A 16,707-nucleotide genomic window follows, 5' to 3' on the forward strand; every position below is an offset into this window, starting at 1 on the left:
GCGCGACGCCGCAGCCGCGGCCGACACGGAGCGCCCGCGGCCGGCGCGCGCCCCAGGACATGAGAAGGCCCGGGGCGGACATCGCGGGGCAAGCCATCCGCCGCGCATGGCGCGGGGAGCCTTGCGTGCGACGCCGTACCGGGCCTCACTCAAGCCAGTTCGCTAGGAAGCGAAATTAGAAATCGATGTCCGTGTCGTAGTAGCAGGCCTTGAGGATCTTCTCGAAGTCGGCAGCCTTGGTCTCACGCGGGTTCTCCGGCGTGCAGGCGTCCTGCTCGGCGTTCGCGGCGATCTCGGGGAGCTTCGCGAGGAACTCCTCCTCGGAGACCATCTGCGGGTTCTCGGCGTCGACCTTCACGCCGCCGTTCGCGTAGTCCTTGATGGACTGCGGAATGTTGAGCTGGTCGTTGAGATCGCGGATCTTCTGGACGAGCGAGGCGATGAGCTCCTCGTTGGTCTCGCCGGGAAGGTGCAGGACCTCCTTGGCGACGTAGGCGTAGCGCTCGGCGGCACGCGGGTCCTTGGAGTTCCACTGGATGACCTTGCCGAGGTACATGGCGTTGGCGGCACCGTGGATGATGTGGCCGTTCTCGAAGGCGGCACCGGTCTTGTGAGCCATGGAGTGCACGATGCCGAGGAGGCCAGAGGAGAAGGCGATGCCGGCGATGCACTGAGCCTCGTGCATGTGCTGACGGGCCTCCTTGTCGCCCTCATAGGACTTCGGGAGCCACTCGACGATCTCACGGATGCCGTGGAGAGCGTTGGCGTCGGTGAACATGGAGGCGAAGGTCGAGACGTAGGCCTCCATGCAGTGGGTCAGGGCATCCATGCCGGTGTGGGCGCAGAGCTTGGCAGGCATGGTGTAGGTGAGCTCAGGGTCGACAATGGCGACGTCAGGGGTGATGTTGAAGTCGGCCAGCGGGTACTTGATGCCCTTGGCGTAGTCCGTGATGACGGAGAACGCGGTGACCTCGGTAGCGGTGCCGGAAGTCGAGGAGATGGCGCAGAAGTGGGCCTTCTGACGCAGCTCCGGGAAGGAGAACGGCTGGATGATGTTGTCGAAGGACTCCTCGGGGTACTCATAGAAGACCCACATGGCCTTGGCGGCGTCGATCGGGGAGCCACCACCGAGGGCGATAATCCAGTCAGGCTGGAACTCGCGCATGGCCTCGGCGCCCTTCATGACGGTCTCGATGGAAGGATCGGACTCGACGCCCTCGAACAGCTTGACCTCGAAGCCGGCGTCCTCAAGATCCTTCTGGATGTCCTGCAGGAAGCCGCCGCGACGCATGGAGCCGCCGCCGCTGACGATAATGGCCTTGGAGCCCTTGAGGTTCTTCACCTCGTGACGAGCGCCCTCGCCAAAGTAGAGGTCACGCGGATTGGTAAAACGACCAGCCATAACGATCCTCCAAATCAATCTCCGGTGGAATTGCCACCGGTATCCGACGGCAAGAACCGCCGGCTTTCCCCAGAAGACAGGCGATATCCCCACGCCTGCCACGAATGCGGCGAACGCGAATCCCCTTCGCATGAACGCCACAGGGTTAGGCCTGTTCTAATCGAACGCGGCTCTCAATAAGCCACAGTTCGAAGGACCCAACCACGTGGAAGTTTATCCGGCGAGCGGTTTCTCCAAACGCTGTTTTCCGTAAGCGTGGAGTAATGACCGCCCGCGGAAATTCTCAATCCGTCGATTTACAAGACGGGTTGACCTCGTTCCGGTAGACAATTAAATGCCAGCTCAGATGGGTTGTTCACTGATTCATGTACAACTTTGGACCTCGAACGGGGTCCAAGCGGGCTCAGCGCTACAGGCCAGACTCAGCAATCGCAGAGACAGCCTCGCGGATGACCGCAGGCGGCTGCACGAGCGCCATGCGCACGAAGCCCTCTCCCGCGGGACCGAAGCTGGCACCCGGCGTCACGATGACACCGGCCTTCTCCATAAGCTCTAGCACAAACTGCATCGAATCCGTGCGCCCATGCGGAAGACGCGCCCAGACGAACATCGAGCCATGCGCGTTGGGACGTTCCCAGCCGATTGATTCCAGGCCATCGCACAGGGCATCGCGACGCTCCTGGTAGAGCAGCTCCTGGGTGCGAACGGAATCGCGGGGGCCGTTGAGCGCCGCGATGGCAGCGTATTGAATGGGCAGGAACATGCCGTAATCGCTCTGGCCGCGGAGCTTTCTCGTAGCCGCGATGACATCGGCGCGGCCGATAAGGAAACTCACGCGAGCACCCGTGACGTTGAAGGACTTGGAGAGACTAAAAAACTCGACGCCAACCTCAGCTGCGCCGGGATTCTCAAAGAAGCTATGGCCCTCGCCGCCATCGAAGATGATGTCGCTATAGGCGTTGTCATGGACGATCAGGAGGTCATGGGCGCGGGCAAACTCGATGATCTGGGCATAGTTCTCCGGCGTGCCCACCGAACCAACGGGATTTGCGGGCAGAGAAACCACCATGTACTTCGCACGGTCCGCGACGGCGGGGTCGATGGCGGAGACATCCGGCAGGAAGCCGTTCTCCTCCGCAAGCGGATAGAAGGCGAGATCGGCGCCGGCAATAAGGGCAGAGGCGCGGAAGAGCGGATAGCAGGGGTCGGGCACAAGCACGAGGTCGCCCTCGTCGAGGAGGGCCTCCGCCATACGGCCCATGCCCTCCTGCGTCCCGTTCACGCTCATGATCTGATCGGGGGTAAGCCCGGTAACGCCGAAGCGGTCTGCGTAGTAGTCGATGACAGCCTGGGTGAGCTCGGGAAGATCTGCCAGGGCATACTTCCAGTTCTCGGAATCTTTGGCAGCCTCGACAAGAGCGTTCTTCACGTGCGCGGGCGGCTCGAAGTCCGGCGTACCCACAGAAAGGTCGATAACCGTGCGGCCCGAAGCCTCGAGCTCACGGCGGCGAGCGTTGAGCGAGGCAAAGACCTCGCTGCCGAACCGGTCGAGACGCTTCGAGAACTGCATGTGAACCTCCGTCGCTGGACACGACGCGCTTTGAGGCGCGTTTTTTTGACCTGCGATTGTACGTCGGAGTTCGCCGGACGCTCGGCTTATTTCTCAAGACTTTCCAACATCGCAACACAAGCGGTGGAAACGTCGCGGTAGGTGTCATCGAAATTGTGAGTCCACCAGGGATCGGCAACGTCGCGCACGGAACCATCGTGCATGCGAGCACGAGGACGCAGCGGAGAATCCTCGGGAACGAAAGAGAGGAGCTTCACGCACTTGCCTTCCGGATCGCCCGAGAAGATGCGCCTGAGATCGCGGCCGTTGCTCGAGTCCATGTAGACGATGTAATCCCAATCCGCATATTCGCCGGCTCGAATGAGGCGAGCGCGGTGATGCCCCACGGGAACGCCAACCTCATTCAGCTTGTTGACCGTACCGTAGTGGGGCGGATTGCCAAGCTCCTCGTCACACGTACCGGCGGAGTCAATCACGAACTCGCCCTCGCGCCCCGCGCGACGGACGAGGTCCTCCATAACGAACTGAGCCATGGTCGAGCGACAGATGTTACCGAGGCACACAAACATGATTTTTATCATTCTATGAAACCTCTCATATATCAGGATATCCGCAGGTAAACGGCATATTGTTGATTCCTCGATTAAATACAGAGTATCAAATCAATTCATAAATGAGCGGGTTTTTTCCGCCGTCAACGTCGTAAGAATCGTCGTAAACAGAGACATTTTACGATTTCCTACGCCGCCCCGGATTCATAACCGAGCATGTCCGCCTTCACGTCCTCGAAACCGAGGTGGGTATACGTATTGAACGTCACCTCTATGTCGGAATGGCCCATAATATATTTCAGTTTCGCGGGATTCATGCCCTTACGTGCCATCTTCGAGCAGAAGGTATGGCGGCAGACATGGGGCGTGATCTTCGGAAGCTCCTCCTTATAGATGCGGTTGTGCTTCGTCACCGCGTACTGAAAATACTTCTGCCAATGCAGGGCGACGCGGGGCATCTCGTTCTTATCGAGAAATAGGAAGCCGCTTACCCCGTCGACCACGGGTTCGCACGCAGGGCGCGGGCGATTCGCGAGAACACGCTTGAAGCTCGCGGAGACGGCGTTCGTCATGGGAACGTAGCGGACACCGCTCTCCGTCTTAGGACGCTCAATGTAATAGCGCATGTCGCTGGATCGCTGGAGCTGCTTGTTCACCCGTATGCTGCCCTCTTTGAAATCGAGATCATCCACCGTGAGGCCGCAGAACTCGGAAATGCGGAGCCCGGTGTTCAAGAGGATGAAGAAGGCGTCGCAATAGCGCTGGTAGTGCTTGTCGTTCGCCACGAAATCAAGGAACCTGCGTTCCTGCTTGGGGGTAAGGGCCTCGCGTGCGACCATGTCGTTCACCAACACGGTGGCAAGCTCGAAGTTGAAGGGGTTCCGGCGGATGAGGTCGTTCTCCTCCGCCATCTGAAACGCGGGCCTCAAGACCCCGCGTATTGTGTGAATGGAGCTGTAGCGCTTCCCGTGGACGTTTTGGAGGTCGATGAGCCATTTCTTGGCCTCGAAAGACGTGACGTCGCCAATACGGTGCGAGCCGAACTCGTCCTTTGCAAGGTAGTTGAGTACAGTCTTGTAGCCAGCGCGGGTGGTTTGCTTGACCGCGGTTTTCGTCTCGGTGTAGCACAATGCGAGATCGTAGACCGTCATGTCGTCCGGCGCGACGTTATCGAACAGGTCGCGCTGTATTCCCTTCTCAAGATCCCGCAAGCAGGGGCCGGTCTTCTTCCCTTTCGGTGTAAGGTCGCGAGTTGTCAAGGTCCACGAGTAGACGCAGCGCGTCCGCCCCTTTACGTCGACGTACTTGTAGCAGTAGCGCCCGTCTTTCCTCTGCGTCTCCCCACGTCGGAGGAGGCGGCCTTTGCTGTCCTTTCTGATAGCCACTTTTCGGCTCCTTTCGGTGTTGAAAAGAGCCCCGATGCGATAGTCCGATTCTATCGCACGGGGCCAGAATTGTTAGTCTGCCGAGTCGGCACTGGTTCCGAGAATCGACTCGTAAACCTTCGTGGGGTCAGCGGAGGAATCGTCGCCGCGTGCGAATCTCGAATACGGGTTCGGGCGGGTGTAATCGGGCATGGGCAAATACCAGCCGTTTCCCGCATACTGGCAGAGGCATATCTCTCGCTGCTGCATCTCGATCACCGCGGCGAGGCGTCTCTCCAGCTGATCGAAGCCGTCGGTATCGGCGTTGTTGCCCTGTTCATGGAAGAACTCGTAAGGGCTATAGGGGGACGTGATGACGATGAGATCCGCCGCCACGGGTTTGTCCGAGTAGCGGGACGGTGCCATTACCTCGTGCCCTATGGCGAAGGGGTCCGTGAGGCGGAGCAGGTCGGCGTAGGGGATGGATTTGGGGCGGAGCTCGTCGAGGATGACGGAGTGCTCGCCCGCATAGCCTTGAAAAATGTCGCGGGTAGATCCCGATACGAAGCAGCGACCTCCCTTGCGACGCGCGTACTGCTCGGCAAGGGTCGACTTGCCGGTCCCCGCGGGGCCGAAAATCCACACCGTCTGGACCCTGCGGCCCTCCTCGACCATCTTCGCGCGCCATTCGACGGCCTGGACCTGCAAGCGTCGTGCGTAAACGTCTTCGACCTGGCGCTTCGCACGGGCGTATTCGGAGCCGGAAAGCTGCGAGACCAGCGCTTCCTTGTCGATCCGCCCTTCAAGGAGGTCGTCGAGCAGAATCTTGATGTTACTGTGCGATCGCGCCCGGGTCACGCGGGATTCGATGGAGGCGAGCAGGGCGGGATAATCGAAGTTGGCGCGAACGAGGCCCGGGTCGTACTGGTGCTTCGATCTCGCGCCGTCGGTCTTATGGCATAGATACGAGAAGCCGTTCTCGACCCCGGCCTTCCACGCCTCGATGCGCTCGGGCTTGTCGCCAAGCGCCTTCGCGATGCTTCGGACGGAGCGCGGGTTCGCGAACTCCATCATCACATGCAGATGCGCGGCGGTAGGTCGGCCTGCGTCGGTCTGGTCGCAGTCGTGCACGATCCCCGCATAGCGCTTCGGCGAAAGGGCCGCGATCTTGCCATACATGTCATCGACGGAAGCCGGCAGATGGGAGAGCTGCTGCTCGTACATCATCGCACGAGTCTTAATAGGTGAAGAGCCACTCATGGTTCCACTCCCTTTCTCAAATACGAGGCTTTTTGCCTGTTTTCTGGAACGCGCACCCAGGTGCGCCTTGGGATAACAAGCTCCCCAAGGCGCATAAATGAGCAGAATTTCAAGTAATGGAACAATCGACGGGGTCCGCTTTTGCTGCGCGAAGCGGACCCCGCGGTGGTTATTCTCTGAAGTACAGGTCAAGGAGCCGCCCAAGCTCGCGGTACACGGGGAAGTCCATGATCGGAAAATGCACAAAGCCGATGCGGTCGTGCGCCCCGTCCGTACTGCTGAACCAAGCGTCGCCCGGGGAGAAGGTGCGAGGTGCACCGAGGTCGAGCAGGCGTTCCGCGCCCCATATGAGCCGCGCCTCGGGAAGCGTCGGCTTGAAGAGGACGCGGGTGCTGCACGCCGAGCGCAGCATCGACGGCAAGCCCCCCTCCTCAACAGACGCCTCGGCGATCGAGATGATGGCGTAGCAGCCCGCGCTCGCCCCCATCGTTACGATGCGCTTCACCAGCCCATCAAACGTCGCGAGGCAGTAATCGGGGTCCTCCTTGCTCGCGCGCTTGGGAAACAGCGTGCGGAGTGCCACGTACTCATCCATGAAGAGAAGCGAAACGTGAAGCCCCGCATCCCACCAGTGCACGGCGTCTCCCGTCTCTGTCGACCTGTCGTTGAGGAAGCTCTGTCGCTCTTTGATGCTGTCGGCGAACCGTGATAACGCAGACAGGATTGCGCGAGCGTCCCCGTCAGCATTCAGTGAAACCACGCGAGGAAGTCGGGAGAGCTCGGCCTGCTTGGGGTCTATGATGAGGACTTGCGATCCGTGTCCGTCAGGACCAGCCAACAGGGCTTGGAGCAAGAGGGCGATCACGCCCGTGGTCTTTCCAGCGATGAGCATGGAATCGGAGGTGCGGAGGTCGATGCTCGTGCCGTTTTGAACGCGGAATTCGTAGGCGTTCGCCGGGCACAAATCCTCGACACGCGATGCCTTGATCTCTCGATGCAACGTCACATCTTCAAGGAAGAAGGTCACTTGATTGCATGCGACGTCTGCTTCGGCAAGTACGACGGCGTAGCGGGAGAACCTTCCGCGAAGTCGGGAGCTAATGCTAGGTCCCATCTTCGATATTTCTTCTGCCGTTGAGGATGAGGTTGAGATGGCGAGCTCGAACTGTCCAGGAGCCGTCTCTTTGCAAGAGATGTCGGGAAGAAGCTCGCCTTCTCGCAGGTGTAGAGGATTCCCGTAACGTGGATCAAAGAGCCCCTTCCTAATGCGTGCATGCAACCGTGTTGATTCAGATAGCATGACGTAATGTGTGATCCCTCCCGCAAACAACATGGTCCCAGCGAGGCTAAGAGTGGCCGCTGCGGAGGTAAGGTTGCCGCCAAACGCCATCACCGTACTGGGCTCTATGGCGATGGGCGCAAGAATGGTGTTCACGAATAGCCCGATGCAATAAACGCACGCGGCGACCGCAAATAAAGCGACCCCCAGCACACAAAGCTTTGCGCTGGGGGTCGAATACACGATCGCCGGTGCGCCACTGGAGTAACGCACCACAATCACCTAGCCCTTCGCGGGGATGACGGTAATGCCGTCCGCCGTGATGGACAACTGGTTGCGATAATCACCGTAAACCTTTGCGACCACGCCGGTGGGAATGACGTGCTGATTGACGGGAATCTCGATATCGTTCGAAACCTTGATGGAAAGCTTCTCGAAACGATTGCTGACCACCTCGCCTTCGTTTTGGTGATACTGCGTGTTATCGGTTGTGATCACCACGTCGATCTTGGTGCCGCGATGCTCTTTGGTGTTTTAATCAACCCATTTACCACCTCCGACACAAAGGAAACGCTTGCCTTTCGCAAAAGCTTCCCAATCGAACTTCATAAACTGATTCAATTTCCTCATACTCGAACTCCTCTCAATCCAATTATTTGCTGACTCCGCGTTGCGGCTCGCCGTGGACATCGAGATAGAGGCGCAGGACGTTGCGCAAGATCTCCTCGACATTTCTTGTTGCGGCATGAAGATCATCGTCCCCAAACATTGCCCCATGGAGCTTCGTGTGGGCACAAAGAATCTGGCGATACATGACGCGAGAGAACATCTCTTCGGCCTTCAGGGCATGTCGAACAGCTCGTTCAGAACAAGTCGGCATGCTCGCCGAAGACTCCTTTATAGACGACATTGCCGTACTGGTTGTTGAGATGGAGCCGCATTCAAACGGTCCGCGCATGATCTTCGGTCGGGTCATACACACCTCTTTCCTAAAATTGGATATTACCGACGATTCGTCAATCGTCATCGAGCACTCGGTGAGCACATCATGCCATAAGCTTCTGAGCTGGGATTATTTCGCAAGGACCTGTCGTTCTCGACGTCCTCTGATGAGAAGAAGTGGGGCGTAATGATGACAAAGTATTCAATCACGGAACAAACACAATTTAATAATCACCCAGATGGGGCAAATATGGACATCCAGATATTAAATCGTCGGTATCGTTGGTGTCGCTGAGCCTTCAGGCTGAGGGGGATGGGCCATTTGCGCTGAGTTGCTTGCAAAACGGGGGAGGGGATATCAGAAGAAGGCGGCTTGCAGAAGACATGCCTGAGCGCTAGAGGAGGGGCTGACCAATAGTGTGCTCCTCTTCTGGGGCCAAATCCAAGCGGAGGGGGCATGAGGCCGAGAGGAACTGCTCGTCATGGCTCACCAAAACAAGCGCGCCGGGAAAGGCGGAAAGCGCTCGCTCGAGTGCCTCCACCGAGTGCAGGTCCAGGTGATTCGTGGGTTCGTCCATGACGATGATTTCGGGGGCATCTAGTATACCGCGGGCGAGCATGAGCTTCCGCAGCTCCCCCGGGCTGATGTTCTCGCCGGACAATATTCGTTCGGGATCCGAATTGAGTTGCGCAACGATCGAAAGCAGGGCTCCACGTTCGGCTTGGGGCAGGTCCTTGATTTCCGAGAGGAATTCAATTGAGGATGAATCGTCGACTTCCTGAGGGATATACAGCGTGCGAATGTCCAATCCCGTGGCCTTGCGGCCTTCCAATATCTCCAGGATATGCTTGACCAGTGTTGTTTTCCCCGCTCCGTTGGGGCCGCTTATGCCCAGATGATCGGTATTTCCCAGATAAATCTCGGGAACCCGCAAAGATTGCCTCGGGCCGCACGGTATGCGATCTGAGCTGACGTGAATCAGTGTTTTGCGCGGGCTGGGTTGCGCTTCCATCCACAAGGTGCTTTCGTAGCGCTTTTCGACATGGTGGGCGTCGACGGCGGCTTGCGCGCGCTGGATTCGGGAGTCCATGCGCGAAGCGAGCTTGCCCGCAACGCCGTCTCTGCCAGTGAGAATGGCGAGTTTGATTCGTGCTTTCGCGTCGTGATCCTTCGGATCGACATGACGGGCGCTTCTCTTGGATGCGGACCGTGAGGCGTTTTCAACGCGCCTGATATACTCAGCCTTCATGCGCTTTTCTTCGGATCGCGCAATCGATTTGGCCCGCGCCGCGCTTTCGCGCTCCAGATTCGCCTGCGAGCGAGCTTGGGAGTAGTTGCCGGGGCGCATGGTGACGTGCCCCGACTCAAAGCACAGGCAGTCCTTTGCCAAGGAGTCGAGCAACGCACGGTCGTGCGAGACGAGGAGGCCAATACCCTTGTACTCGGCGAGTGCTTTGCAAATCTGCCTTCTGCATTCTGCGTCCACATGGTTAGTCGGTTCATCCATTGCCAGAAGATCGGGATTCTGCCAAAGCGCGACGGCTATTTGAATTTTCTTCTGCTCGCCACCGGAGAGCTCGGAAAAACGCCAGAGCATATCATCGGTGATGCGGAGCATCCTTCTGAGGTGCGTGGTCGCCGGGGCGAAGTCGCACGCAAAATCGAAGAGCATGGGCGGTTCGACTCCGGCTTCTTGCGCGCAATATGCGGAGACGAGACGCGGTGAAACGACGCCGCGATCTGGAATCAGAAGTCCGCACGCAATGCGGACGAAAGTTGATTTCCCGCACCCGTTGTCTCCGACGATGCCGTGCCAGCCGGGGGCAAATGTCGCCGACACGTTGTCGAGTGCGGGCATTGCGCTGCCAGGATATGCATAAGTAATATGGGAAAGAACGAGGGTGGTGGAGCTGTTCAAATTGGTTCTTGACATTGTGCCTCCTCGGCATGGGAGGCCGCGTTTTGCCGCATATGCTCTGATTGGCTCGTTCCGACCAACGTGAACGCCCGTCGACTCGAGTCAAGCTGAAAGAAAATGAGTCGACGGCAATGCTCGCAAAGGTAGTGTTTAGGATATACGAGGATCAGTGAAAAGACGATACGACAAATGTGCAGCCAGATTTATTCTTGGATAGATGGCAATTTGCAAATTGGCGTCGATATGTATCGTCTACAGCTTCACGAATCCTTTTCCTTTCCGGGGCGCTGGCTTGGCATATGGGCCTGCGCTGAATTCTTCCGTAGAGTCTAACAAAGCAATAATGCGGACGCAAGGAGGCGTTGCGTCTGAAAGCACGCCATTGCGTTGGACGCTTGAAGGGGTTTGCAAGTCGATTGAAAGAATACTAGTGCATCCGCTTCTTGTAACTAGCATGCGATGGTGGGCGTCGTGAATGTTGAGCGAGGTCATCGACTTGATTTTTCTGGTGTTTGAGATATTAGCTTTCGCGATTTACCCTCCAAATTGCAGAGGTTTGAGACGACCGGAAAGGAATGCTTATGCTCGATTCTCCGTTCTTCAGCTACTGGGGAAAGGCGAAAGGAGTTGCTTTTCTCCATCACGGCAATATCGCATCGGGGCTCAAAGTCGTAAAAACGTCGTAAGGTACGCGATATGGTTCGCCGGGATCCTAACTAGCTAGGCATTTTTCTGAATCTGCAGATGTTGCCGTGGCAAACGAACAGGATGCGATGCATGGAAGCACTCCGAATGTCAGGGTGGGCGGACGGCTGCGCAACCATAGTAACGAAAAGGTGACAAAGGGACTGTCCCTTTGTCACCTTTGGCTAGGCGACGGCGCCCTCGATGCGAAGGGTGGACCCTGTACGACCCGCCTCGACTACGATTTTGCGGTCGATGCTGGTGCGGAGCTCGTCAACGTGGCTGATGATGCCCACGAGCTTGTTCGAGCCCGAGAGCTCGGTGAGCGTGCGCAGCGCGAGCTGCAGGGACTCCTCGTCGAGCGTGCCGAAGCCCTCGTCCACGAACATCGTGTCGAGCTCGATGCCGCCGGCGTTCGCCTGCACCACGTCCGAGAGGCCCAGCGCAAGCGCAAGCGACGCCTTGAAGGACTCGCCGCCAGAGAGCGACGAGGCCGCACGCGGGCGCCCGGTAAAGGAGTCGCGAACGTCGAGGTCGAGGCCCGATTGCGCCGCACCCGAACCGCTGCGCTGTCCGCTATGGCGGACAAGTTCGTAGCGTCCGTCCGTCATCACGAGCAGACGGCGGTTTGCCGCTGCAAGGACGCGATCGAACCAACGAGCTTGCAGGTACGTCTCGAACGTAATGCGCTCCTTGCCCACGAGGGTTCCGCCTGCGGTCTTGGCGAGAGAATCCAGCTCACCAAAGCGCGCATTTACCGTCGCAGCGCGATCGCCGAGCTCCTCAAGCTGGCGCTCGATCCCTCTGTTTGCCTCACGGCGCTGCTCTGCGGCCGCCTTCTGACGGGCAAGCTCGTTCGCTCTGGCTCGAGCCAGGTTGAGCTGCGACTCGAGCTCATCGGCGGATATGGAATCGTCAACATCGAGCGCGGAGATCTGCGCCTCCAGCGTATTGGCTCGTTCCTCGAGTTTTGAGAGCGCAAGCTCCCGATCCGAGAGGTTATCCCGAGCCGCTTCGAACGCAGAGACAAGGTCCTCGAGTTCACTTCTCATGTCCTCAAGCCGTGCCGATGCCGTCGCCTCGTCCTCGAACGAAAGCCCTTCCGCGAGCGACTCGGCCTTGGCCGTCGACTGGGCAAGCGCCTGCCTTAGGGACTCCAGTCGAGAGCGAAGCTCGTTTGAGCGCCTCTCTGCCTTGGCAATCTCGGCCTCGAGACTCGTCGCCCTGTCGGCAGAGGCCACGCGAGCATCCTCGTTTGCCTGGGCGGCGCGGCACCCCTCCTTCGTATCCTCAAGCACGAGCTTCGCCTGTTCGAGTCTCTCGCTAGCAACCGAAGCGTCAGCCGTAGACAGTGAGGCAATGAATTGGTCGAGGGCGGATTCCGCGGCAGCGTGCGCACGCGAAGCCTGTTCGGCGCTCGAACGCGCGTCATCAAGCGCCGCGGCACTATCCTTTTCTCGCTTTTCAGCCGACTTGATCAGCTCGCGCAGCTCAGCAAGCTCGTTGAGGGCCCGCTCTGCCTTCGATCTGTCCGCCTTGGCGGCATCGAGCTGAGTCGCGAGCTTCTTGCCAAGAGACGCGACTTCCTCCGCGGTTCCAACCTGCTCCTGGAGGCGCGCCAGCTCAGCCGCTGAGCCATCCGCCTTTTGACGGGCGGCAGACGCGACGTTGGACCTAGCATTTGCGGCATCGCTCGCCGCGTTAAAGACGGCCTCTGCGTTCTTCACGTCTTCCTCGGCCGGAGCTTCGTCTGCAAGAACGGCGGGATTGGGGTGCTCGATGGAGCCGCAAACCGGGCACGGTGCCCCGTTCACGAGGTCTCGCGCGAGGATACCCGCTTGAGCATCCATAAAAGCTCGCTGCACACGAGAGTAGGCACCTCGAGCAGACTCGAGGGCCTCTCGCGCGGCACAGTATTCATCCTGCGCCTTAGCCAGCGCCCTTTCATCGGCCTGGGCAGCCCTCTCCCTCGCCTGGAGGTCGCGATAATCCTTGCGGGCCTGATCGACGCGTCGCTCGAGGTCTTCCGCGAGCGCCCTCGCCCGCGCCGCGGCACCAGAGGCGTCCGAGAACGACGCCTCCCGAGACCTCAGCTCGGACAGCGCAGCCACCGCCGCCCTGGCAGTCTCATCCAAAGAGGAACGGTGCTTCTCGGCCTGTTCTGCACCCTTCTTGAGCTCGACCAAGGCATTCTTACGTCGCGCGAGCTCTGCGCATCCGGCAACAGCTTCCTCTGCATCCCTGACGCTCTGAGCAGCAGTTTCTTGGGCCGCCTTAGCCTCAGCAAGCTCCGTGGGAGCTTGAGAGAGATCGGCCGCCTTCTTGCGAGCCTCCACGAGCTCGGACCGCATGGCCCCGAGATTACCCGCCGCCTCTTGCAAGTCCCCCTCGGCATCGCGAACCCCCTGCGCTGCCTCGCGGACTTCCTCGCGCGCGCGGCCAAGCTTCGCGTATGACTCGAGCTCACGCGAGAGAACGGTCACGGAGTCTGAAAGCTCTTTGCGCCTGGGTTCAGTCTTCGAGCATTCATCGAGCTCCGCCTTCGCCGCCTCGACACTCTCGCGTGCGATGGCGAGCTTTGAGACCGTCTCCTCAAGGGAGGCTTTCGCCGCCCGCACCTGACCAGCGCGCTCCAAGAGGGTCGTCAGGGTCTCGACCCGGGCCGCGGCGGCAGAAGCTTCTCCCGCGAGCGCGCCGAGAATCGCCTCGTCGGCGGTGTCTTGCTCGGCAATGAGGGCAAGCATGTCCTCGGCATCCGGAGCCTCAGAGGCCCCAAGCGCATCACGTCGCTCGCGACGCGTAGACGTGGCGGCGTCTCCTGCCTCCTCGCCCTCCTCAGCCACCTCGGCCTCGTCAGAAATCGAAATCATGGGGGCAAGCGTCAGAAGGCGGTTGCGGACCGTCTTGCTGTCATCCTCAAGCTTGTCGCGGCGACGCTTGAGCGCCTTCTGGAACTCGTCATAGGGAGCAGTGCCAAATAGCTTGCGCAAAATGGCAGCACGTTCCTTTGTGCCCGCGGAAAGTAGGCGGCGGAAATCTCCCTGGGCAATCATCACGATCTGCGAGAACTGCGACCGATCGATGCCGATCAACTCCAAGATGGCGGCGTCTACGTCGCGCGTCCCCGTTATGGGAGCGGCCTCCGGCATACGAAGCTCCGCATCCGCGGTCTGTGTCGTCAGACCGTCGCCACGAAGCTTGGGGCGCTCGTACTCAGGATTGCGGCGAATCGTGTAACGCTGGCCACGATGCTCGAACTCGAGCTCGACGAACGTCGGGGTGACAGCCGAGGCGAAATCGCTGCGCAGGCTACGTGCTGTGCGATCTTGGCCGCTGGGAGATCCGAACAGGGCAAACGAGACAGCATCGAAGATCGTGGTCTTGCCGGCACCGGTGTCTCCGCAGACGAGGTAGAGACCCGTGGACCCCAAACTCGCGAAATCAACCACGACCTCGCCAGAGTACGGACCGAACGCGCTCATCGTGAGCTTAATGGGTCTCATCTACATCACCTTGATTCGCTCGAGTTCCTCGGTCACGACGGCAAGCTGGCCGTCAGAAAGGGGTGCACCATTCTGGCGCTCATAAAACTCGTTGAAGAGTTCGAGGGGGCTTGCTTCGTCAGTAGCGGGAGCGTCATGCATGGTCAGACCCTCCGCACGGGTGCGAGCATTGTCATAGGCAACGCTCATGACGTTGGGATAGACATCGCGAAGGCGCGCCATCGCATCAATCGCAGGGTTCTCGTCCGTAAGAAGCACGTGCAGATAGTCATGCGGATCCGCCGCGCCAACCACCTCTGGCGAGACGAGGCGATCGAGAGGCCCGCGAATACGCCGCAGGTCATGAAGGGGCCTGAGAGGAACGAGCTCTATCGTGGGAGAATCGCCCGCAGCGCCCAGCTCGACGAGCACGGCGGACTTCTGACCATCCGCCTCAGAGAGCGAATACTTGAGAATCGACCCCGAATACCTGACGCGCTCGCTTCCCACGCGCTGCGGACCATGGATGTGCCCCAGAGCCACGTAGTCGAAAGACTCAAACACGCCGGCGTCAACGTTGTCCAAACCACCCACAGAGACCTCCGAGTCGCAACGCTCCGGCGTAAAGCCGCCCGCCGTCACAAACTGGTGAGCCACGGCGACGTTGCGCACGACACCCGCACCTTCAATGCGCCCCAGGTCACAAGCCTCAACGACCACGCGCATGGCATCTGTGTAGTTCTCAACCGTTGCATCGGGGAAATAGTGGCGAACGGTCGCCGGACGCAGGAAGGGGATAGGCCAGATTCGCACCGGGCCCCACTCGTCCTCAAGCTCGACGGGATCAATCGAGCCGTTAAAGACGGGAGACACGTACACCCCACGACGTGCGAGCGAGGCCGCCGCATAGCCCACGCGCTCCGCGGAGTCATGGTTACCAGGAACAACCACGGCCGGCACGCCCGACTGCGCCACCTCATCAAAGAACCAGTCGACCATGGAGACCGCCTCCGAGCTGGGAGAGGGCTTGTCATATAGGTCTCCCGCGACGAGCAGGGCGTCAATGGTGCCCCCACGCAGCAGGTCTAGGACCTGCGTGAGAATATGGCGCTGATCATCCAACATGGAGAACTCGCACACACGCTTGCCGATGTGCAGGTCTGCGATGTGAAGAAGTCTCATGGTGTCTCCCGGTGTGAGCAGGGTGAATGTCATTGATTAGTGATTGTACGGTTATATGCGGACATTAAGGACGCGCCTTATGGGACGTCACATAAGGCCATTCGGCATCAACACCATCTTGGTATGGTGGCGCCGCGCACCATTGCCACACATATTTGAGGAATGGCTACCTGCACGCACCGCCTCACAAAAGAGAATTACTCAAGCGAGCTCTCGCGCCGCATGCGCATGCTCCGATTCAAGAGTGGATATACGCAAGAAGAAGTGGCGCAACGAGCTGGCATCTCCACGTACACCTATCAAAAGTTTGAAAAGGGCGAGTCGCGTCCGGGCCATCCGATGAACCCGACGCTTTCGACCCTCATCGCCCTTTCAGACGTCTTTGACATCGACGTGCGCGACCTCTTTACTGTCGACTATGATGCCTTTAGTCCCGTTGACGAGGAGGAGACTCCCACCGGGACTTCGAACGACTTGACGGACGCGTCTCAGAGCGACGCGCAAAATCACAGCTAATACGCCTGAGTGGCCCAAGCCCCAGGCAGCAAGGGGGCTCGCATGTACGGTCTTCAGGCCGAGGCGCACTTCGACGGCGCCCACTTCCTCACCAACTATTACGGCAAGTGCGAGAACCTCCACGGCCACCGCTGGCGTGTCGTAGCGACCATCGAGGTTGAGGATCTGCAAGATGACACGAACGACGAAGGCGCCCTGAGAGATGACGGCACCGTCACGAATGATGGCACCATGCGCGACATGGTCGTCGACTTTGGCGTGTTCAAGCGCATCGTCGCCGAAGTCGCCGACGAACTTGACCACACCTTCCTTGTGGAGGAGGGCTCGCTTGCGCCCGCAACCGTCGCCGCCCTCGAAAGCGAAGGCTTCACGCTCACCATGCTGCCGTTCCGAACCACGGCCGAAAACCTAGCCCGCTGGTTCTTCGATCGCCTTGCCGAGCGCAACCTCCCCATCTCCCAAATCGAGGTTGACGAGACGCCCAACAACCGTGCCTTCTATGCCCGCGAAGGGCATGTGGGAAGGTAACTACCTGCGGTTTATTCGCCTGCATCGA

13 protein-coding genes are annotated in these 16,707 nt (G+C 59.4%); 2 read left to right on the forward strand and 11 right to left on the reverse strand.

Annotated features, from left to right (window positions below):
• Window positions 1-175: 175 nt before the first annotated feature.
• From ACTQ1Z_RS05025 to ACTQ1Z_RS05075, 11 genes are all read right to left on the reverse strand, one after another.
• Window positions 176-1,402 (reverse strand): iron-containing alcohol dehydrogenase, encoded by a 1,227-nt coding sequence (locus tag ACTQ1Z_RS05025; RefSeq protein WP_293835710.1) that lies wholly within the window; start codon window positions 1,400-1,402, stop codon window positions 176-178.
• A 409-nt stretch (window positions 1,403-1,811) separates the two neighbouring features.
• Complete coding sequence (locus ACTQ1Z_RS05030) at window positions 1,812-2,972, reverse strand: pyridoxal phosphate-dependent aminotransferase (RefSeq protein WP_320679697.1); 1,161 nt, start codon at window positions 2,970-2,972, stop codon at window positions 1,812-1,814.
• 86 nt (window positions 2,973-3,058) lie between these two features.
• A complete protein-coding gene (locus ACTQ1Z_RS05035) occupies window positions 3,059-3,553 on the reverse strand; it encodes a low molecular weight protein-tyrosine-phosphatase (RefSeq protein WP_441859233.1) in 495 nt (164 codons plus the stop codon).
• Window positions 3,554-3,711: 158 nt separating this feature from the next.
• A complete protein-coding gene (locus tag ACTQ1Z_RS05040; protein ID WP_427858688.1) occupies window positions 3,712-4,908 on the reverse strand; it encodes a site-specific integrase in 1,197 nt (398 codons plus the stop codon).
• 72 nt (window positions 4,909-4,980) lie between these two features.
• Entirely contained in the window at window positions 4,981-6,147 is a 1,167-nt protein-coding gene (locus ACTQ1Z_RS05045; protein ID WP_427858689.1) for a Rep family protein, read from the reverse strand.
• 169 nt (window positions 6,148-6,316) lie between these two features.
• Window positions 6,317-7,261 carry a hypothetical protein gene (locus tag ACTQ1Z_RS05050; RefSeq protein WP_441859237.1) on the reverse strand — a complete coding sequence of 315 codons (945 nt, stop codon included), beginning with the start codon at window positions 7,259-7,261 and terminating at the stop codon, window positions 6,317-6,319.
• A gap of 447 nt (window positions 7,262-7,708) precedes the next feature.
• Window positions 7,709-7,879, reverse strand: a complete 171-nt coding sequence (locus ACTQ1Z_RS05055; RefSeq protein WP_441859240.1) for a hypothetical protein — start codon at window positions 7,877-7,879, stop codon at window positions 7,709-7,711.
• 199 nt (window positions 7,880-8,078) lie between these two features.
• Complete coding sequence (locus ACTQ1Z_RS05060) at window positions 8,079-8,402, reverse strand: hypothetical protein (protein ID WP_117734898.1); 324 nt, start codon at window positions 8,400-8,402, stop codon at window positions 8,079-8,081.
• 361 nt (window positions 8,403-8,763) lie between these two features.
• A complete protein-coding gene (locus ACTQ1Z_RS05065; RefSeq protein WP_117743464.1) occupies window positions 8,764-10,302 on the reverse strand; it encodes an ATP-binding cassette domain-containing protein in 1,539 nt (512 codons plus the stop codon).
• An 854-nt stretch (window positions 10,303-11,156) separates the two neighbouring features.
• Complete coding sequence (locus tag ACTQ1Z_RS05070) at window positions 11,157-14,474, reverse strand: AAA family ATPase (protein ID WP_441859244.1); 3,318 nt, start codon at window positions 14,472-14,474, stop codon at window positions 11,157-11,159.
• Window positions 14,475-15,635 carry an exonuclease SbcCD subunit D gene (locus ACTQ1Z_RS05075; protein ID WP_441859246.1) on the reverse strand — a complete coding sequence of 387 codons (1,161 nt, stop codon included), beginning with the start codon at window positions 15,633-15,635 and terminating at the stop codon, window positions 14,475-14,477.
• Window positions 15,636-15,797: 162 nt separating this feature from the next.
• On the opposite strand from ACTQ1Z_RS05075, the gene ACTQ1Z_RS05080 reads away from it, so the two are divergent.
• Both ACTQ1Z_RS05080 and ACTQ1Z_RS05085 read left to right on the forward strand, forming a co-directional pair.
• Entirely contained in the window at window positions 15,798-16,151 is a 354-nt protein-coding gene (locus tag ACTQ1Z_RS05080) for a helix-turn-helix domain-containing protein (protein ID WP_320679706.1), read from the forward strand.
• Between the two features lie 42 nt (window positions 16,152-16,193).
• Window positions 16,194-16,679 (forward strand): 6-pyruvoyl trahydropterin synthase family protein, encoded by a 486-nt coding sequence (locus tag ACTQ1Z_RS05085; RefSeq protein WP_441859249.1) that lies wholly within the window; start codon window positions 16,194-16,196, stop codon window positions 16,677-16,679.
• Window positions 16,680-16,707: the final 28 nt, after the last annotated feature.

The organism is Parolsenella sp. LCP21S3_E11, from assembly GCF_052118165.1.
Classification (GTDB): domain Bacteria; phylum Actinomycetota; class Coriobacteriia; order Coriobacteriales; family Atopobiaceae; genus Parolsenella.